Raw genomic sequence first — 18,651 nt, forward strand, 5'->3', positions numbered from 1 at the left:
GAGGCGTGCGGACTTGCGCGCACCGATCCGGAGCGGCTGGCCGAGTGGCTCGGCGACGGGATTAACGTGACGGACCTGGACCCGCTCAACTACGCCGGGGTGCTGGGGCCGAGCGGGCTTGCCCGCATGCGGCAGCTGGCGGCCGAGGCGCGGCGGCGCAGGCCGTCCGGGTGGGCGGAGCGGTATCTGATGGAGCGCCTGGTCAAGGCGGAGGGCGACGTCGACGCGTTGGTAGCCCTGTATGCACAGGACCTCGACCCGTCCGGTGCGACGCATCTGCGCATCGTCGAGGAGCTGGAGTCGGCGGGCCGCGCGGATGAGGCGCTCACGTGGGCGGAGCGCGGACTTCGGGACTGTGCCGCCGAGACGTACATCGAGGGCCGCCTGGTCGACTACGTGTGTGCCTGTTACGCGAAGGCGGGGCGGCCGGACGACGTGGTCGGGGTGCGGCGGGACCGGTTCGGGACCGAGCGGTCCCTGGCCGGCTACCAGCAGCTGCGCGCTGCCTCTCAGGCGGCGGAGTGCTGAGGCCGAGCGCGCCGCCGCGCTGGCAGCTCTGCGGGAGGACGCCCGCCGTGCGCGGGGCCGACGGTACGGCGGCCGGTGCTGATCGACGCGCTGTTCGACGACGGCGATGTGGACGCGGCCTGGCGCGAGGCCCCCGGCCTTGCCGACGACCGGCAGTGGGAGTGCCTTGCCGACCTGTCGCGCGAGACGCACCCGGCCGAGGCGCTCTCGGTCTACCTGCGGCGCGTCGAGCGGCAGAAGGAGCCGACCGGCGACGGCGCCTACGAGCACTTGGCGCGGCTGCTGCTGGGTGCCCGTGACTGCCATCGTGCGTTGGGGACGCAGGAGGCGTTCACCGACTATCTCGCCGACCTGCGGGCGGAACTGAAACGCCGGCGCAAGTTGATGAGCATCCTCGACCGGTACGGGCTGTGAAGGGCGTGCGGGTCCGGTGCCCGCGCTTCAACGGCAGCGGCGACCAGCAGGTCGACGGACCCGCACTGCGGTGCTCGCGCTTGGCCGTCGCGTGCCTGATGAGCCGCTACAGATCGTCGGGCAGAAGACGAAAGGCCGGATGGCCGGTCAGTGGGCGGATCATGCGGAAATGGCGGTCGGTGGTGAACATGGCGTCAGTGCGGTAAGCGGCGGCCAGGGCCACGTTCATCGCGTCTGTCAGGCCGATGCCTTTGCCGCCGTCCGCGTCCGCGTACCCCTCGGCGACAGCGATGGCGGCACTCAAGTGCGCGCTGATCGAGGGGACTTCGAAGCGTCGGGTGGCCGTGTTGCGTTCGATGAACCGGGCTGCGGTCAGTGCCTTGCGGGTTCCCGCACGTGCGGTGATCAGGTAGTCCAGTTCGGCCAGGACCATGGGGGAGATGACGAGATGACTGACCGCTGCCAGAGCCTTTTTGTGCTGCTGGTGGCCTGTGAGGCTCGGGTCGAGCAGACGGTACAGAGCGTTGGTGTCGGCGATGGCGACCAGGCTCACGAGCCCATCCCCTTCAGCACATCCTCGATCTCGTCATCGCTGAGATCGGGTAGGCCGAGGTCGGGCAGCTCCATGTCTCCCATGGGGTCGGTCGGAAACGAGGGAATGTCGTTCTCGGTGATCGGCACGACCCGGGCGACAGGGGTGCCGTTCTTGGTGACGGTGACGATCTCACCGCGTGCCGCCGCGGCGAGGATCTGGGAGGACTTCTGATTGAACTCGCGGGCGGTCGTCTCCATGTTCTACATGTTACTACACCGGCGTTGTCCGGTGGTGGCGGTAACGGCCGCAGAGGCCCCGACAGCTCTCCGTGAAGGTTGGGCCGTGGTTTCGGTGCGGCGTCCGCCTCAGGGACAATGCCAGGACGATGACGCCGCAGCCCGCCGAGCCCGACCGCGCCGAGCCCGCCGACTCCTCCGGACGTACCGAGCCGCCCGGCCACCCCGCACACGCGCCCTTCGCGCACCTCACCGCACCCAACAGCGCCCTGTACCGCGACGTGATGAGGGCGTTCCTGACGGCAAAGGAGCGGTTCGCGGTGCATCTGCGGCCCGAGGACGTACACGCCGCGCTGCCGTCGGAGCACCGCCCCGCCGCCCCGGACGCCGTCGTCAAGGCACTGGACAGCCTCGTCGGGTGGGGCAATCTGCGGGCGGACCCGGACACCTCCCGGGTCACCGCGGTCGAGGACTTCTACCGCAGACGCTTCATCTACCAGCTCACCCAGGCCGGCGAGGCCGCGGAACAGGCGCTGTCCGTGTACGACGAGGCGCTGGGGCGGCGCGGCGCGCTGCAGGCGGTGGCGCTGCACGACATCGTCACGCAGCTGCGGGCCCTGCTCGTGATCGCCGCCGAGGACGAACCGGATCCGGCCAAGGCCCACCTTGTGCTGTCCACGCTGACGAACCGGTTCGAGGCGCTGGCGGAGAACGCGCGGGCCTTCATGGGGTCGCTGCAGCGCACCATCGACCTGCACGGCGTCGAGGTCGAGGTGTTCCTCGCCTACAAGGACCGGCTGATCCAGTACCTGGAGCGGTTCATCCAGGACCTGATCGCCCTCGGCGGGCGGATCGCCCGGCTCATCGGCGAACTGGAGGAGCAGGGACGGGTCGGCGTGCTGCTGCGGCTGGCGGCGGCGCGTGAGGCGGCCGACGCCGCCCCGGACGAGGCCGAGAGCGCCGAGGCGCGGGCGCAGGCACGGTGGGTGGCGAAGTGGGCGGGCCTGTCCGCCTGGTTCGTGTCCGCCGACGGCCGCGAGTCCCAGGCCCGGCTGCTGCGCGGTCGCGCCCTCGGCGCCATCCCGCAGCTCCTCGCCGTCGTACGGCAGTTGAACGAGCGGCGGGCCGGGCGTTCGGACCGGTCGGCGGACTTCCGCACCCTGGCCCGCTGGTTCGCTGAAGCCCCCGACGCCGAGGCGCGGCACCGGCTGTGGCGCGCCGCGTTCGGGCTGTACCCCGCCCGGCATCTCACCGTCGACGCCGACACCCTCGCCGACCGCGCGGCCCACCCGGTGGCCGCGTCCACCCCGTGGGCCGAGGCCGAGCCGCTGCGGATCAGCCCGCAGCTGCGCCGCACCGGCAGCTACGAGCGGCGCGGCAAACCCCGCAAGGTGCAGGACCGCTCCGAACAGCGGCGGCAGCTGGCGGAGATCGCAGCCAAGCAGGCGGAGGAGATCGCCGCGGCCCGCGCCCGGCTGGCGACGGACGGCACCACGCGGCTGTCCGCGCTGGGAGAGCTCGACCCCATGGCCTTCGGCCTGTTCCTGCGGCTGCTCGGCGACGCCCTGGCCACCTGGCGGCCCGGCCTGACGACGACCGTCACCACCAGCAACGACGGCACGATGGACATCCGGCTCACCGCGCTCGACGACGGTACGACGGCCGAGATCCGCACGCCGGGCGGGGTGTTCCGCGGCCCCGACCACCTCGTCGAGATCACCGACCTGACCGCGGGCGTCCCCGCACGGGAGGCGCGATGACCACACCTCTGGGCGAGGTCCTGGACGGCCGGCGCACCGCCGAGTTCCAGAAAGCCGCACGCGCCCTGCTCAAAGAGCCGCTGCTGCTCGCGAACGGCCCGGACGCCGACGCGTACCGCCTGGTCAGGCAGTACGCCGGCGAGCTGCGCGACTGGTTCGAGCGCAACACCGGGTGGTCGCTTCGCGTGGACGCGGAGGTCGCCCGGCTGCGCAAGACACCTGGCACCCTCGCCGACGCCACCCACCCGGCCCGCGAGGCGTCCCGCGCCGGTGCGCCGTTCACCCGCCGCCGCTATGTGCTGCTGTGTCTGGCGCTCGCCGTACTGGAGCGCGGGGAGGCGCAGATCGCGCTCGGCCGTCTCGCCGAACAGGTGGTGCTGGAGGCCGCCGACCCGCGACTGGCCGCCTCCGGGATCGAGTTCACGCTGGAGCGGCGCGACGAGCGAGGGGACCTCGCCGCCGTCGTACGGCTGCTGCTGCGCCACGGCGTGCTGCGGCGGGTCGCCGGGGACGAGGACGCCTATGTCAGCGGGACGGGCGACGTGCTCTACGACGTCCAGCGCCGCGTCCTGGCCGGACTGCTCGCCGCCCGCCACGGCCCCTCCACGATCACGGCCGACGGCTTCGAGGAGCGGCTGGGACGGCTCACCGCGGAGAGCGCCCTGGACAGCGACGAACTGCGGTTCCGGGCGATCCGCCAGAAGCTCACCCGCCGCCTCCTCGACGACCCGGTGCTGTACTACGACGAGCTGAGCGACGAGGAACTCGCCTACCTGACCCGCCAGCGCGCCTTCCTCACCACCCGCGTCGGTGAACTGACCGGCCTGGTCGCGGAGGTGCGCGCCGAGGGCATCGCCATGGTCGACCCCCAGGACGACCTGACCGACGTACGGATGCCGGAGCAGGGCACCCACGGGCACGTCACCCTGCTGCTCGCCGAGCACCTCGCGGCGGCGGGCGGCGAGGTGAGCCGCGAGGAGCTGGAGCGCCGGGTGCGGGAACTGGCCGCCGAGCACGGCGGGTTCTGGTCAAAGAGCGCCAAGCAGCCCGGCGCGGAAGGGGAGCTGGTCGAGCAGGCGCTGGCCAAGCTGACCGCGCTCGCCCTGGTCACCCGCACGCCCCAGGGCGTGGCTCCGCTGCCCGCGCTCGCCCGGTACGCGGTCGGCGAGACCGTCGTCGTGGAACCGGGTGTCCGCAGTCCCCGCACCGCCCGACGAAAGGCACCACAGCCGTGACCGCTCTGCCCCAGCCCGCTCCCGGCCGCTGGCGGCCGCTGCGCATCGGCCTCGTCGACCTCTTCTACTACGACACCGAGGAGTTCTGGTTCCGCGACGGCCGGCTGCTGCTGCGCGGCAACAACGGCACCGGCAAGTCCAAGGTCCTCGCCCTGACCCTCCCGTTCCTGCTGGACGGCGACCTGTCCGCGCGCCGCGTGGAGCCGGACGCCGACCCGAACAAGCGGATGGAGTGGAATCTGCTGCTCGGCGGGGAGCACCCGCACCCCGAGCGGCTCGGCTACACCTGGATCGAGTTCGGCCGCGTCGACGCCGACACCGGGCAGGCCCGCTTCCGCACGCTCGCGTGCGGGCTGAAGGCGGTGGCGGGCCGAGGCGTCGCCCGTCACTGGTACGCGGTCACCGACCAGCGCATCGGCGAGGAGCTGAGCCTGCTGGACGCCACCGGCACCGCGCTGTCCCGGGACCGGCTCGCGGACGCGGTGGCCGGGCGCGGCATGGTGTACGACACGGCCACGGCGTACCGCAGGGCGGTCGACGAGGCGCTGTTCGGGCTCGGCGAGCGGCGCTACGCCGCCCTGGTCGACCTGCTGATCCAGTTGCGCCAGCCGCAGCTGTCGAAACGGCCCAACGAGGCCGCACTGTCCCGGGCGCTGACCGAAGCCCTGCCGCCGATGGACCAGGCGGTGGTCGCGGACGTGGCCGAGGCGTTCCGGTCCCTGGACGAGGAGAAGGAGGAGCTGCGGGCCGCCGCCGAGGCGGAGCGGGCCGCCTCCGCGTTCCTGGACCACTACCGCCGCTACGCCCGCGTGGCGACAAGGCGCCGGGCCCGGCTGCCCCGCAGCGAGCACGCCCGCTACGAGCAGCTGCACCGCGACCTCGCCCAGGCCCGTGCCGAGCGGGAGGACGCCGAGCGCGACCGGGCAGCGGCCGCCGAGCGGATCGCCGAACTGGAGGAGACCGCCACCCGTCTGAAGGCGCAGGAGGCGGCCCTGCGCGCGGGCCCCGAGATGCGCAGCGCCCGGGAGCTGGAGCAGGCGGCTGCCGACGCCCGCCGCACCGCGGGGGAGCTGGCCCGCACCCGGGCCGACCGGGACGAGGCGGCCCAGGCGCACACCCGGGCGCTCGGCCGCTTGGAGACGGCCCGCCGACGCCTCGACGCGGCCGAGGAGCAGGCCGCCGACACGCTCATCCGCGAGCGGGAGGCGGCAGCCGCGGCCCGTCTCGACGGCGAGCTGCGCACCGACGGCATGCCGGAGAGCGAACTGCGGCGTACGGCCGAGGAGTCCGTGGCGCGCAGGGGCCGTACCGTCGAGCACGTGGAGGAGCTGGCGGGCCGCGCCGACGAGGCCGCCGCCGAACGGCGGGCCGCCGCCCGCCGGCTGGACGAGGCCGAGACCGAGGTCGGCCATACCGTGGGGCGACAGGCCGAGGCCGAGGGGCGGGCCGCCGAGGCGGGCCGGGATCTCGTGGCCCGCGTCCGCGCCCATCTGGACGCCTGCCAGGAGCTGGCCGTCGCCGACCCGGACGGGCTGCTGGACGAGCTCCAGGACTGGGTGACGCACTGTCAGGGTCTCTATTCCGCACGGGAACACGCGGCTCATGCCCACCGCGAACGGGCGGCACACCTGGCCGACCGGACGGCCGCCCTCGGGCAGGAACTTGCCGGGCTCCGGGCCCGGTCCGCCGAGGCCGAGCGGGAACTGGCCGAACTGGAGGCGGGCGGCCAGCGCGGCCCCACGGCACCGCACACCCGTACGTCCGGCGTCCGCGACCAGGCGCCGGGGTCGCCGCTGTGGCGGCTGGTCGACTTCCGCGAGCGCGTCCCGGCCGCCGAACGGGCTTGCTTGGAGGCCGCGTTGGAGGCATCGGGTCTGCTGGACGCCTGGGTGCACCCGGACGGCACCGTCGTGCACGCGGACGGGCACGACGTTCTGCTGTCGCCGGGTGCTCCCCTGACCGGGCCGACGCTCTCCGACGTGCTGCGGTCCGCAGTCGACCACGGCGACGCCCGAGCCCTGTCGGTGGGGAAGGAGACCGTCTCCCGGCTGCTGGCGGCTGTGGGTCTCGGCTCCGGCGGCTCCGGTGATACCTGGGTGGCGGTCGACGGCCGCTTCCGTGTCGGTGCGCTGACCGGCAGCTGGTCGAAACCGGCGGCTGTGTACGTCGGCGAGGGCGCCCGCGAGGAGGCGCGCCGGACCCGGATCGCCGCCCTGCGTGACGAACTCGGGTCCCTGGCGGGCGAGATGGACCGGCTCGACGCCGAGCGCGCCGACGTGGACCGGCGCCGCAACACCCTCGACACCGAGCTGGCCGCCCTTCCCGACGACGCCGCCCTGCGGCAGGAGCACGCGCTCGCCGCCGCCGCTGCCGACGCCGCCCACCGGGCCCGCGCCCGCCGTGACGAACACTCGGCCGAACTGGCGGCCCTGTCCCGGCAGGAATCCGAGGCCGCCGGCGAGCTCGCCGAGACCGCGGCGGCGGTGAACCTGCCCGCGGACCGGGGCGGCCTGGCCGGCGTCCGCCAGGCCCTGGCCGACTACGGTGCCGTCCTCGCAGCCCTCTGGCCCGCCCTGCGGGAGCGCGCCGACGCGGCGCGCGCCCTGGCCGACGAGCGGACCGAGACCGAGCGGGCCGGCGCCCGAGTGGCCGAACTGTCCCTGCGTACCGAGGACTCCGCCCGGCTCGCCGCTGCCGCCGACGCACGGCACACCACGGTGCGCTCCACCGTCGGCACCGCCGTGGCGGAGCTTCAGCGGCGCCTCGCCGGGACCGCCGACGCGCTGGCCGCCTGCGAGGGCGACCGGCGGCGGGCCCGCGAGGACCACACGGCCGCCGACCGGCGCGCCCACCGTGCTCAGGGGCACATCGAACGCCTGGAGGTGGAGGTCCGCGAGGCGACCGCGGCCCGTGCCGAGGCCATCGCCGCCCTTCAGCGGTTCGCGGGAACAGGCCTGCTGTCCGTCGCCCTGCCCGAGGCTGCGGTACCCCCGCTCGACGCCGGGCCGTGGGCCGCCACCCCGGCCGTCGCCCTCGCCCGCTCCATCGAGGCCGAACTGTCCGGTACCGACGACTCCGACGGCGCATGGGAGCGGGTGCAGAAGCGGCTCAGCGAGGAGTACAAGAAGCTCCAGGACGCCCTCTCCCGCGGCGGCCACAGCGCCTCGGCCCAGATGGCCGAGGAGGGCATGGTCGTCGAGATCGTCTACCAGGGCCGTCAGCGGGCCGTCCCCGAGCTCGCCGAGGCCCTCGCCGCGGAGGTCGCCGAGCTGACTCGCATCCTGTCCGCGCACGAACGCGAGATCCTCGAAACCCACCTCCTCACCGAGGTCGCCGGCACCCTGCAGGACCTGATCGGCGCCGCTGAGCGCCAGGTGCGGGCCATGAACGACGAGCTCGAGGAGCGGCCCACCTCCACCGGTATGAGGCTGCGCCTGGTCTGGCGGGCCTCGCGCAAGGCCCCGGCGGGCCTCGCGCAGGCCCGCGAGCGGCTGCGCCAGTCCGCCGACGCCTGGACGGCCGAGGACCGGGCCGCGGTCGGTGAGTTCCTGCAGGCCGAGATCGCCCGCCGCCAGGCCGACGACACCGCGGGCAGCTGGCTGGAGGTGCTCACCGCGGCCCTCGACTACCGCGGCTGGCACGAGTTCGGTATCGAGCGGCACCAGCACGGCAAGTGGGTTCCGGCCACCGGGCCCGCCTCCGGCGGCGAACGCGTCCTCGCCGTGAGCGTGCCGCTGTTCGCGGCGGCCTCCTCGCACTACGCCACGGCCGCCCCGCACGCCCCGCGCCTGGTCACCCTGGACGAGGCGTTCGCCGGTGTCGACGACGACTCCCGCGCCAAGTGCCTGGGCCTGCTGCACGCCTTCGAGCTCGACGTCGTCATGACCAGTGAACGCGAATGGGCCTGCTACCCGCAGGTCCCCGGCATCGCCATCGCCCAGCTCTCCCGCGTCGACGAGATCCCCGCAGTCCTGGTGACCCGCTGGGAGTGGGACGGCGCCGAACGGGTGCGGGGTACCGAGCCGGGCCACGGGCTCGTGTCCCTCCCGGCGCAGGCCGCTGCCCCCGCTGCCGAGAGCCGGGACGGCCTGTGGACGTGAACGACGGCGTGAGCGTGCCCCGGCAGCCCTCGGCGCCTGTCGACCGCGACCGCCTGGCTCGCCTGCTCGGGGGACCGGATCTCGCCTGGCTGGTCGACCGCGTACGCCGCCGCATGGCACGGGACGAACCTCTCAGCGGCCCGGTCACCCTGAGCGCCCCCACCGCCCGGCAACGGATCGCCGCCGAACGGCTGCTGGGCCGCGCCCCCGGCACCGGGCATGCACTGAGCATCCGCCTCGATGCCGTAGACGCCGTCCTGCGCCGCTCAGGCGTCAGCCCCGACGGCCTGGCAGCAGCTGTAACCGCCCTCACGGGACCTGTCGCCCGGCTGGCCGACGTACGCGAGCGGGAGAAGTGCGCCTGGCGGGACGCGTACGCCCCGCTCGACGAGCTCATCCGCATCCACAGGCCCGAACTGGCCGACTGGGCCGAGCGGTTGCGCGCGGACGGCCTCGCACGCCGGCTCGCCCGCACCCCGCAGGCGGCGAAGAGCCTGCTGGGTGAGACAGCCGAGGCCCTGCGCCGGCTGCCGGCCGAGCCCGCCGTGTCCCTGCCCGCCTTCGCCGCGGGCACCTTCGGCGACGCCCACGCCCTCGACGACGGCACTCCGCTCGCCACCCTCGTCCTGTCCGGCGTCCGCGCCCTGACCGGGTTCCCGGAGGGCAGCGGAGCCGAGTGGCGCCGCGAGGCATGGGCCTCCGCCGGGCTCCTCAAGGACGCCCTGTCCTCCACCGTCCTCACCCTCGGCCTGCGCGGCACCCCCGCCCTCGACTGGGCGGCCGACGCCGGCGAACCCGTCGTGCTCACCCTGCGCCAGCTCAGCCGAACTCCGCCCCGTGCGGCACCCGGCACTGCGTACGTCTGCGAGAACCCGGCCGTCCTGGCCACCGCGGCCGACACCCTGGGCACCGCCTGCCCGCCCCTGGTCTGCCTCCAGGGCCAGCCCTCGGCCGCCGCCCTCACCCTGCTGCGGCACCTGCACACCCACGACGCGGCCCTGCTCTACCACGGCGACTTCGACTGGGGCGGTCTGCGCATCGCCTCCGCCCTGTTGCGCCGCGTCTCCTGGCACCCCTGGCGCTACACGGCCGCCGACTACCGCAGAGCGGTCGCCGCCACCCCACTGGCCTCGCCCCTGACCGGTACGCCGACCACCGCAGCGTGGGACCCGGACCTGCCCGCGGCCCTCACCGGATTGGGCGTGCGCATCGAGGAGGAGACGGTACTAGACGACCTGCTGGCCGACCTCGGCCAGCGAGCGGGGGTGGCTACGGCGCCGTAGCCGTCTCATCGCGTGTCCGGGACCGCGCAGGGCCCTCACCTGGGGTGGTGCGAACGCCTGCCCGTCGGAAGGCGATTCCGTTGCCGGAGGGTGCGAAGCGAACCACCCCATTGCTCAACCTGGACTGATGCAGCCGGACCTCCCCCGCCTCCCCGCACGGGAGAGCTCTTGGGACCGCCAGGGGACACGCAGGGGACGGAAGGACCCGGATGGATCAGGGAGGCCGGTGGATGTCGTCGCGTGCGGTGCGAATGAGGGCCTGGAGTCTTGGGCGGGCTCGCTGATCCGGCTTCGTGCCGCCGCTCCTCTCGGGAGCTCCTGTGGTGAAGTGAATGTTGGTGATGTATCTTAAGTGTGTACATCGTGGACTCTCGTTGGGGTGGTGAGCATGTCCGTTACCCAGATCGACCTTGACGACGAGGCGCTGGCCGAGGCGATGCGCCTGATGGGCGTGACGACGAAGAAGGAGACCGTCAACGCGGCTCTGCGGGATTATGTGGCCCGCATCAGGAGGCTTGAGGCCGCGGAGAAGCTGGTCGAGCGGGGCGAGCGCGGCGAGTTCGAGGAGGCCGCAGCCGCGTACGAGGCTGCCAAGCGCGCACGGCGGGCGGCGTTTGAGTGATCACGTATCTCCTCGACACCTCTGCGTTGTGGCACCTGTTCCGTACCCCTGGGGCACTGAATCCCTGGGAGGGACACGTCGCCGCCGGGGTGCTGCGCATCTGCGAGCCCACGCGCACCGAGTTTCTGTACTCGGCCACCAGCCCGTCTCATCGCGACGAGTTGGCAGGGGAGTTGGATGCTCTGTGTCAGCTCTCGCCGGTCCCGAAGAACGCCTGGCGCTGGGTCGACACCGCCCAGTACAAGCTCACGCAACGCGGGCAGCACCGGGCCGCGGGAGTCATCGACCTCCTGGTGTGCGCGACAGCGGTTCACCACGGTCACACGGTGCTCCACGTGGACAATGACTTCGCCACCGTGGCGGCGGTTCTCAAGGAAGTGCAGCAGCGCGACGTCCGCGCCTGACGACTTCACGGCCCAAGGGCCGCGCTCCAGGTAGAACTGACCTGCCCAGCGGCTTGGGCCCGCCATCCACCACACCGGCAGTCGGTCGCTGGGCCGACGCGCGATGTGCGCGGGTCTCGGCGAACAGGGCGGGGCCTCTTCCTATTTCTGGTGTCGGCGAAGACCGAACCCCAGGCGGTATGTCTCGGGTGCTTCGGCGGCCTACGCTTGAGGGAGAAGGGGCTCACGGAACCCAAGGTCGGCACGCTGAGTGAGTCGGTCGTGGAAGTGATGTACGCAGCCACGGCGAGGCCCTAGGGGCCGAGGTGTCGAGTCGACCAGGGTTTCGTCATCGCGCCCGGAGACGTCGGCGCTCCCACGGCCATGCGCGTGGCGGTGAACTTCGTGCGCGGTTCTGCGCCGCGAGCGCCGGGTACCTCGGCTGCCGATGGCCATCTAGCGGGATCGACAACCGGTCAGAGCGCCAGGGCAAGCATCCGGTCCATCAACGGACCCGACATCTGAAGGCCCGGAAGCAACCAGTCCTGGAACGGGGCGAGCACGGCAAGCACGAAGAGGGCGACGCCCACCGCCCAGCTGAGCCAGGGACCGCCCCGCCACAGCTTCTCCAGGAAGATCACCGCCGCCACTCCCGCCATCGCCGCCACGTTCATCACGCCGAGCGGGATCAGGACGATCATCAGCCCCCAGCAGCAGCCGACACAGTAGAGCCCGTGGTGCACGCCCACCCTCAGATCCTTCGCCCAGGGCCGGAACCGCGCGTATCGCAGCAGCTGGAACATCGGGCTGCGGCAGTGCCGCAGACAGACCCGCTTCAGCGGCCCGAACTGCTGCACTCCCGCGAGCAGGAATGCGCTCGCGCCGATCCAGCGCCCCGCCTCGGGGTGGCCGCCGACCAGGTGCCCCGCCGCCGCCAGGGCCCCGTACGCCAGCAGTCCGAACCCGGCCCAGGCCAGCAGGTAGCCGCCGACGAATTCGGTGAGGCGCAGCGCACGGACGCGGCCCGCGGTGCTGCGTCTGATCGCCTGTACCCAGGTGAGAGCCACGGGTGCCAGCGACGGCAGCATCATCGCCACCATCATGACCACCCACAGGAGCAGGAAGACCGGGAGTGCCAGGCCCACGGTGCCCGGCTCCATCCTCGTGTCGCGGGACTGCGCGGCCGTGAGCACCCACGCCAGAGCGGCGATCAGAATAAGGAGAGACCAGCCGAGGGCCAGATCACGCCTCGGCAGCAGGAGCCCCGGCCGGGTGGGCGCCGGCGGGGCGAACCGGAGATGCGGCATGACATGCCTCCCAAGGACGCCCGCCGCTTTCGTGGTCACGATGAGCACTCCGAAGACATCTTTAGGAGATCACAGAATCGCAGGCCTCAAAAGCGGAGGGTCGAGACCCGGGTGGCAGCCCCTGTGCCGGCGACCGGGCCCCCTCGATACGTCGACGACCGCGACGGATGACGACCCATGGCGATGTACGCATGCCGGGCCCCCGCGCCTCGGCGGGAGGTTTTGCTTCCGTGCCAGGCGAGGCGCATCCTGGAAGTGGCCCCGGTTCGTGCACCGGGAGAGGAACGGCGAGATGGCCGAGCAGATCACCAGCAGCCCGCCTTGGCGCGTGGTCGGCGACTGGTTCGACACATGCAAGTGCGCCATACCGTGCCCATGCACATTCGCCCAGCCCCCGTCCGAGGGTGACTGCGAGGGAGTGCTTGCCTGGCACATACGCGAGGGACGGTTCGGGGAAGTCCGGCTCGACGGTCTGAATGTCCTCATGCTCGCGTCCTTCACCGGCAACGTGTGGGCCGGCGAGCATTCGGACCCGTGCGCCGCCGTCTTCGTCGACGAGCGCGCCGACGACCAGCAGCGTGCCGCACTCGGCGCGATCTTCGGCGGTGAGGCCGGTGGCTGGCCGCAGCAGTTCGTCGAGGTCTTCGGACCCGAGATGCGCGGCATGGACATCGCTCCGATCACCGTCGAGGTCGACGAGGACCTGGGGGCGTGGCGCGCCGAGATCCCCGGCCGGGTGACCGCCGGTGCCGAGGCCCTCGCCGGTCCCACCACGGCCGAGGGCGCACGGGTCCAGGTCCACAACGCCCCCGGTGCCGAGGTCGGCCCAGGACAGATTGCCACCTGGGGCCGGTCCACCACCGACCAGGCCGATGCTTTCGGCTTCAGATGGAGCCGCAGGGGCAAGTCCAGCAAGTACTTCCCCTTCGACTGGAGCGGCCCCGACTGACGTGCGACGGCCGGCGCCCAGTGCGGTCGGTCATCCGCTGCGTGAAAGTTCGAGACCTCAACCGCCCTGTCGCTCAACCTGCGTTGATGCAGTCAGGCGTCCCCGAGCTGCTCCCAGGGGGAGGGCTCTCGGGGGACCGCCAGGGGACGCGCAGGGGACGGAAGGACCCGCAAGGATCAGGAAGGCCGACGCGGAGCCAGAACGGGAAAGGTTATCTGACCTGCGATTATAGGGAGATCGAGGCGAGAGTGGGACCAGATCGGAAGATCCGAAAAGGACTCATAATCCGTCGGCCGTGGGTTCGAGTCCCACCCGCCCCACCCCAGCAGAAACGTCATGACCTGCGCACACGCCGTTGTGACGCTAGTCGGGGTCAGGGCATTCGCTGCACGAACGCCGCACCGACCCGCCGCAGGCTCCTTCGTATGGCTTACGTCAGGACCAACGACGCCTGAGCGGCGACCCCTCCTGCACCGTGATGTGGCGCACTGGTGGTTGGATCATGACGTGCGCGGACTGATACCCGTTCAGGTGGCCCGGCACCGTGCCGCGTCGCGTCCTGCCCGGCCGCCAGGCGCCCCGGAAGCCGGCGTGGCCGGTGCTGGAGATCCCGCCGAAGAGGAACCAGCAGTCCTCGGTCGCCCCAACGGCCACGGCCCCTGAGGCCCGTACCAGGCTGCCGACAGGCCGATCTCGACAACATCACGTGGTTGCAGTGACGCATGCCGACCGCAGCCGCAGCCGCAGCCGCAGTCGCAGCCGCAGCCGTGCCCAGCCGTGGTCCGACACGCTCCCAGGCTCCGGCGGCCGTGCCGGCGTCAACGGTGTGAAGCCGCGCGTGGCGTCGCCGGTCAGGGCGCAGGCTGTGCTGCTCCCAGCTTGTCCAGCCGGGAACTCTGCTCGGCCGAGCTCCTCGCCATGGCTGCGGCCAGTTCCGTTGCCTCGTCGGCCTGGCCATGGGTCTGCTCGTCGGCGCAGAGCAACCGGGACTGCGTGAAGCCGGCGCGCAGCGCGTCGGTGAGAATCCGGTCGAACGCCTGGCCCTTCGTGGCTGCCGCCTTTTCGAGGGTGCCGAGGCTCACCATGCCCGGCATGTCGTGCCCCTCGTGGGGGTGGGTATCGGGGACGCCCGAGAGACGCAGGACCGCGCGCAGTCGGCGGAGGTCTCCACGCAGTGTCGATCCGGTCTTCGCCGCCAGCTCGGCCAGGCTCGGGTCCGCCGTGCGGGCGGGAGCCAGATCGGTCAGGCGCTGCGCACGCTCGGCCATGGGGATCATCAACAGGATCCAGGCGGTGTCGGTGGCGTTGAAGGCCGATCGCGGCGACGCGTCGGCTGCCGGCTGCGCGGTGCAGCCGACAGCCAGCAGCGCCACGGCCACGCCGCATACCGACCACAGGGTCAGAACGTGCCGGCGGAGCTGCACTTTGCCTTCTGGTTGATGCAGTCCCTCACGCGGTGCCCGAGTGCGGCGTTGTCCCAGGCGTTGAAGAAATCACCGTGGATGGACGATGCCATGCCTGAGGCCAGCTTGAAGCCTTCGGCGCTGCCGCTGGTCGGGTAGCTGGTGACGAAGGAGAGGTTGGGGATGGCGACGGGGTAGGCGCCACTGCATTTGCCGTCGTAGGTGAACGCCACGTGGGACTTGTGGTCGGGACTGTCGAGATGCTTGCCGTCCCAGCAGTCGGGGAAGACGAGCTGGTGGGTGAGGTGGGCCTTCGGGGCGCAGACCGGCCAGTTGCCGTCGGCGCTGCGGCCGATCTCGCCGCCCTCGCCGGCGCACCAGAACTGGCCGGGCGATCCCGCCGGAGTGGGTGTCTGTGTCTTGGCGCTCCCGGCAATCATGCGGAATCCCTGCGGGAAGGGCACGGTCACGGACGGGTCGGGGAGCCGGGAACCGTAGTAGACGATCATGCCCTCGGGTTCCACGGCCGTGTTGCGCTCGTAGAGGGTGGGGATCCAGTACGCCGAGAGATCCTTGGCAGGGGTGCAACTGGTCGGCGTGTTGGCCAGCAGCGACTGGGTCGTGGAGAACGCGTCGGTGCTCTTGTTGCCGAAGAAGCTGTGCATGTGGGACGCGCCGGGAAGGCCCGGCAGGACGATGGGGTCGTCCGGCTTGGAGTGACTGTAGGTGCAGGTTGCGTTGAACTCCGGAACCCGGACCACACCGGCGGGCACCGCGGCCGGCGTCATCGCACGGAACTCCGTCAGCTGAGCGTTCCACTTGGCCTGGTCGATGGGGACCCATCCAGCTGCTGCGTCATCCCCCGAGCCGACGAAGGAGAACCAGTTGATGTTGACGAAGTCGTTGGGCGTCGTGCTGCGCAGCACGGCGAACACCGTTTGTGAACCGGCGGGGTGGGTGGTGACTTCGGTGGCCTGGGTCGCCCAGTTCTGCCAACCGCCCGTCTGGGAGACCGGTATGACGGCGAGCAGCGGTCCGGTCAGGCCGGCCGTGCGCAACTCCACCGTGCCTGAGCCGACGGCGGAAGCGATCCGGGCCGACACCGTCAGCCGGCCGCTCGCGCCGAGGTCGACGTTGTCGAACCGCATCCAGTCGCCGTCGGCGAGGAACGCGGCGTTCTGACCGCCTCCGGTGTCCGCGGTTCCCTCCCACGTGACACCCGACTGGGCGGTGCTGGACTCGGCCTGGACGGTGACCGTCGCGGCCTGCGCCTGCTGGGCCGAGACGGTCAAGCTCAGGGCAGCGGCCAGCACGACCACCAGAGCGTTCACCAACAGTGTGTACAGAGGGACGCGATATCTGCGCATTTGACTCCCTTTCGGACGTATGGGGTGAGGGGCCGGCTTCTTGTTGGAGCGCAGCGATGGGAGAGCAGGAGCCGGACAGTTGCGGGGTCGCTCGGCAGCGGCGGAGCCTGTATCGGATCGCCGCCGGTGCCGTACACCTGGGACTCTCACAGCGAGTAGCCGCGAAGGGGGGCGCGCTGCGTCCCGTACATGCGCACATGGCGGCCGGTGCCGGAAACGGCCAGGTTCTGGGTGCCCGTGCCCGTGCCCGTGCCCGTGCCCGCGGCCGTCCGGCGGACGACGGTCCACCTCACCGCGTCGCTCGATACCTCCATGGCGCTACGAGCGCTGGAGTTTCCCTCGGTACTCGAGGAGGTGGCGGGCTTTCCCTGAGGGAGCGGCACCTCCGCTGCCTGTGCGGAAGGGGCAGGGAGGGCGATGAAAGCGAGCGGTGCGGCCGCGAGGGCCAAAAATAAGCTGAGGCGACGCAGCGGCGCTTGCATGGGCGACTCCTCCAGTGGGGGAGGTCAGGGAGCGCTCCCTGAAAGGGAGAATGGAGCGACTCATGAAGGCTGTCAAGGGATCCTTCACCTCGAAAAAGCAGCGACGTAACACCTACGACGCGTGGAGGGAGCGGTCTCTCATGGTCTACGCGGCGCGTCGACGGCCACGGGGGTCGCGCTGAGGGAGACGCCTTTCCGGGCACGCTCATGTCGCCCCGGCCTGCGGATACGCTGCTCGCATCGCCATGACGCAGAGCCGGAGGTCGCCCCGATGAGAAAACCCGCCCCGCGCACGAACCCGGGCGGCGGCACAGGGGACGGACAGGTATGAAACGCCCCACTCTCGATGTGGTGGCCGCCCGAGCGGGCGTGTCCAAATCGAGCGTCTCCCGGGTCATCAACGGTGAGACGACGGTCGCCCCGCAGATCCGAGACGTCGTCATGCGCGCCGTGAACGAATTGGGCTACGTGCCCAACGGCGCGGCACGCAATCTCGTCACCCGCCGCACGGACACCCTCGCCGTGGTGGTGTCCGACCCGCCTCAAGGAGTCGTCTCCGACGACCCCCTCTTCTCCGCCGTGGTCCGCGCCATCAGCAGAGAGCTCGAGACGGCCGGCAAACGGCTCGTGCTCATGCTCGCGGAATCGGACCGGAGCCGGACCAGAGTCGTGCAGTACATCGCCGGCGGGCATGTGGACGGCGTGCTCCTGGTCGCCTTGCACGGTACGGATCCGCTGCCGGCCGCACTGGCCCGGCAGGGCCTGCCTGTCGTGTCCTTCAACCGCACCTCCGCACAGGACGTCCCGTACGTCGCGCTGGACAACGCCGGCGGAGCGGCGCTGGCCGTGCGTCATCTCCTGGAGCGCGGTCGGCGCCGGATCGCCACCATCACCGGGCCGCTCGAACTGTACGAAGCGCGTGAGCGTCTTGATGGCTACCGTCAGACGCTGCGTGACACCGGCCGTCGCTCCATCGTGGCACTGGGCGACTTCACCAGAGCCTCCGGCGCCGAAGCCATGCGGCAGCTCCTGGAGGACGATCCCGACCTCGATGCGGTGTTCGCAGCCAACGATCTGATGGCGATCGGAGCTCTGCGCACCCTCCATCAAGCGGGCCGACGTGTCCCCGAAGACGTGGCGGTCGTCGGCTTCGACGACATAGAAGCCGCGTCCTACACCAGTCCCGCGCTCACCTCGGTGCGCAGCCCGATGGCCGACCAGGCGACCGCCGCCGTCCACCTGCTCCTCGGCCTGGTCGACGGCGGCCCCACCGGGCCGGTGATCATGCCGAATGAACTCGTCGTGCGCGAGTCGACCTGATCTCCCGTCAGCACGCCTCACCCCGCGAGCGGAGCGCCGGCGCCGCCGGCACTCCGCTCGCGCCGGGGCTACTCATCCGCCGCTCAACCGGTCCCTCCGCCGGTGGCCCACGCCGCCGGCTCACACGCTGTCGCCGCGTGTCGCCCTGCACACCCGGGACATGCCGCTGCGGGGGGCTCGGCCGGGGCGGGCCGTGCTTGCCGGCGGGCGGCGAGCGTACAGGCGGTGGCTACGAGCGCGGTCACCGTGAGGACGGTAAGCATCAGCGTGGTGTGGGATCCGGCGCTGTCGGCGGCCCGGGCGAAGGGGTTGGGCAGGCCGAGGCGGTCGGCCAGCCAGCCGACGGCCGCCGTGCCGGTGAGCCCCGCCCCGGCCAGCCGCAGCGCGGGCTGCACCCGCAGGCGCGCTTCAGGACGAGCCGCACGGCAGGTTCGACCGCGAGGTCGCGTTCGCCTGGAAGAAGTCCAGGACCGTCGCCGCCTGCTGGTCGGCGTCCAGCGTGTTCAGGAACGCGTTGGCGGCGCCGGCCACGGCCGCGACGCCGGCGGCCTTCTTGCCGACCGGGTAGTGGACGCCGGCCTTCTTCGCGTAGCCCGTGGTCGTGGGGGGGGTGGGCGCCACGAAAACACCACCAAAAAAGGAGAAACCGGCGGGGGGACGGGGCACCCCCCCCCCAGGTCCGGGGATCCATGCCCGAAATGTTTTTTTTTTTTTGGGTGAAATGCCT

The 18,651-nt window shown here is 71.9% G+C and carries 17 protein-coding genes; 10 read left to right on the forward strand and 7 right to left on the reverse strand.

The window, feature by feature from the left end:
- Nucleotides 1-66 precede the first annotated feature (66 nt).
- Both AC069T_RS24935 and AC069T_RS24940 read left to right on the forward strand, forming a co-directional pair.
- A complete protein-coding gene (locus AC069T_RS24935; RefSeq protein WP_478784824.1) occupies nucleotides 67-528 on the forward strand; it encodes a DUF6880 family protein in 462 nt (153 codons plus the stop codon).
- Nucleotides 529-603: 75 nt separating this feature from the next.
- A complete protein-coding gene (locus AC069T_RS24940; protein WP_478784825.1) occupies nucleotides 604-942 on the forward strand; it encodes a hypothetical protein in 339 nt (112 codons plus the stop codon).
- Between the two features lie 106 nt (nucleotides 943-1,048).
- Here AC069T_RS24940 and AC069T_RS24945 read toward each other — a convergent pair whose 3' ends face one another.
- Together AC069T_RS24945 and AC069T_RS24950 are read right to left on the reverse strand one after the other, a co-directional pair.
- Nucleotides 1,049-1,495: a PIN domain-containing protein gene (locus tag AC069T_RS24945; protein WP_478784826.1), complete on the reverse strand. Its 447-nt coding sequence runs from the start codon at nucleotides 1,493-1,495 to the stop codon at nucleotides 1,049-1,051.
- Nucleotides 1,492-1,734, reverse strand: a complete 243-nt coding sequence (locus AC069T_RS24950) for a type II toxin-antitoxin system Phd/YefM family antitoxin (protein ID WP_478784827.1) — start codon at nucleotides 1,732-1,734, stop codon at nucleotides 1,492-1,494. Before AC069T_RS24950 ends, AC069T_RS24945 begins: the two co-directional genes overlap by 4 nt.
- 128 nt (nucleotides 1,735-1,862) lie before the next feature.
- Here AC069T_RS24950 and AC069T_RS24955 point away from each other — a divergent pair, with 128 nt between their 5' ends.
- The 6 genes from AC069T_RS24955 (at nucleotide 1,863) to AC069T_RS24980 (ending at nucleotide 11,117) form a co-directional block, all read left to right on the forward strand.
- On the forward strand, nucleotides 1,863-3,473 hold the full coding sequence (locus AC069T_RS24955) for a TIGR02677 family protein (protein ID WP_478784828.1): 1,611 nt from the start codon (nucleotides 1,863-1,865) through the stop codon (nucleotides 3,471-3,473).
- Complete coding sequence (locus AC069T_RS24960; protein WP_478784829.1) at nucleotides 3,470-4,708, forward strand: TIGR02678 family protein; 1,239 nt, start codon at nucleotides 3,470-3,472, stop codon at nucleotides 4,706-4,708. The genes AC069T_RS24955 and AC069T_RS24960 overlap by 4 nt, the downstream gene beginning before the upstream one ends.
- The gene (locus AC069T_RS24965; protein ID WP_478784830.1) at nucleotides 4,705-8,808 is read left to right on the forward strand and encodes a TIGR02680 family protein; all 4,104 of its coding nucleotides are present in this window, start codon (nucleotides 4,705-4,707) and stop codon (nucleotides 8,806-8,808) included. Before AC069T_RS24960 ends, AC069T_RS24965 begins: the two co-directional genes overlap by 4 nt.
- Complete coding sequence (locus tag AC069T_RS24970) at nucleotides 8,799-10,091, forward strand: TIGR02679 family protein (RefSeq protein ID WP_478784831.1); 1,293 nt, start codon at nucleotides 8,799-8,801, stop codon at nucleotides 10,089-10,091. Before AC069T_RS24965 ends, AC069T_RS24970 begins: the two co-directional genes overlap by 10 nt.
- Nucleotides 10,092-10,479: 388 nt before the next feature.
- Nucleotides 10,480-10,713, forward strand: coding sequence for a type II toxin-antitoxin system VapB family antitoxin (locus tag AC069T_RS24975; protein WP_478784832.1), 234 nt, complete (start codon nucleotides 10,480-10,482; stop codon nucleotides 10,711-10,713).
- A complete protein-coding gene (locus AC069T_RS24980; protein WP_478784833.1) occupies nucleotides 10,710-11,117 on the forward strand; it encodes a PIN domain-containing protein in 408 nt (135 codons plus the stop codon). The genes AC069T_RS24975 and AC069T_RS24980 overlap by 4 nt, the downstream gene beginning before the upstream one ends.
- A 455-nt stretch (nucleotides 11,118-11,572) precedes the next feature.
- Here the strand turns inward: AC069T_RS24980 and AC069T_RS24985 are convergent, their stop codons facing one another.
- Nucleotides 11,573-12,403: a DUF2182 domain-containing protein gene (locus AC069T_RS24985; RefSeq protein ID WP_478784834.1), complete on the reverse strand. Its 831-nt coding sequence runs from the start codon at nucleotides 12,401-12,403 to the stop codon at nucleotides 11,573-11,575.
- A gap of 292 nt (nucleotides 12,404-12,695) precedes the next feature.
- Here AC069T_RS24985 and AC069T_RS24990 point away from each other — a divergent pair, with 292 nt between their 5' ends.
- On the forward strand, nucleotides 12,696-13,352 hold the full coding sequence (locus AC069T_RS24990) for a DUF1326 domain-containing protein (protein ID WP_478784835.1): 657 nt from the start codon (nucleotides 12,696-12,698) through the stop codon (nucleotides 13,350-13,352).
- 851 nt (nucleotides 13,353-14,203) lie between these two features.
- On the opposite strand, the gene AC069T_RS24995 is transcribed toward AC069T_RS24990, so the two are convergent.
- The 3 genes from AC069T_RS24995 to AC069T_RS25005 form a co-directional block, all read right to left on the reverse strand.
- Nucleotides 14,204-14,731 (reverse strand): DUF305 domain-containing protein, encoded by a 528-nt coding sequence (locus tag AC069T_RS24995; RefSeq protein ID WP_478784836.1) that lies wholly within the window; start codon nucleotides 14,729-14,731, stop codon nucleotides 14,204-14,206.
- Between the two features lie 20 nt (nucleotides 14,732-14,751).
- Nucleotides 14,752-16,086, reverse strand: coding sequence for a DUF1996 domain-containing protein (locus tag AC069T_RS25000; RefSeq protein WP_478784837.1), 1,335 nt, complete (start codon nucleotides 16,084-16,086; stop codon nucleotides 14,752-14,754).
- A gap of 182 nt (nucleotides 16,087-16,268) precedes the next feature.
- On the reverse strand, nucleotides 16,269-16,436 hold the full coding sequence (locus tag AC069T_RS25005) for a hypothetical protein (protein ID WP_478784838.1): 168 nt from the start codon (nucleotides 16,434-16,436) through the stop codon (nucleotides 16,269-16,271).
- A gap of 495 nt (nucleotides 16,437-16,931) precedes the next feature.
- On the opposite strand from AC069T_RS25005, the gene AC069T_RS25010 reads away from it, so the two are divergent.
- Complete coding sequence (locus AC069T_RS25010) at nucleotides 16,932-17,924, forward strand: LacI family DNA-binding transcriptional regulator (RefSeq protein ID WP_478784839.1); 993 nt, start codon at nucleotides 16,932-16,934, stop codon at nucleotides 17,922-17,924.
- A gap of 408 nt (nucleotides 17,925-18,332) precedes the next feature.
- Here AC069T_RS25010 and AC069T_RS25015 read toward each other — a convergent pair whose 3' ends face one another.
- The gene (locus tag AC069T_RS25015; RefSeq protein ID WP_478784840.1) at nucleotides 18,333-18,545 is read right to left on the reverse strand and encodes a hypothetical protein; all 213 of its coding nucleotides are present in this window, start codon (nucleotides 18,543-18,545) and stop codon (nucleotides 18,333-18,335) included.
- Between the last annotated feature and the right edge of the window lie 106 nt (nucleotides 18,546-18,651).

The organism is Streptomyces sp. NPDC043867, from assembly GCF_056435845.1.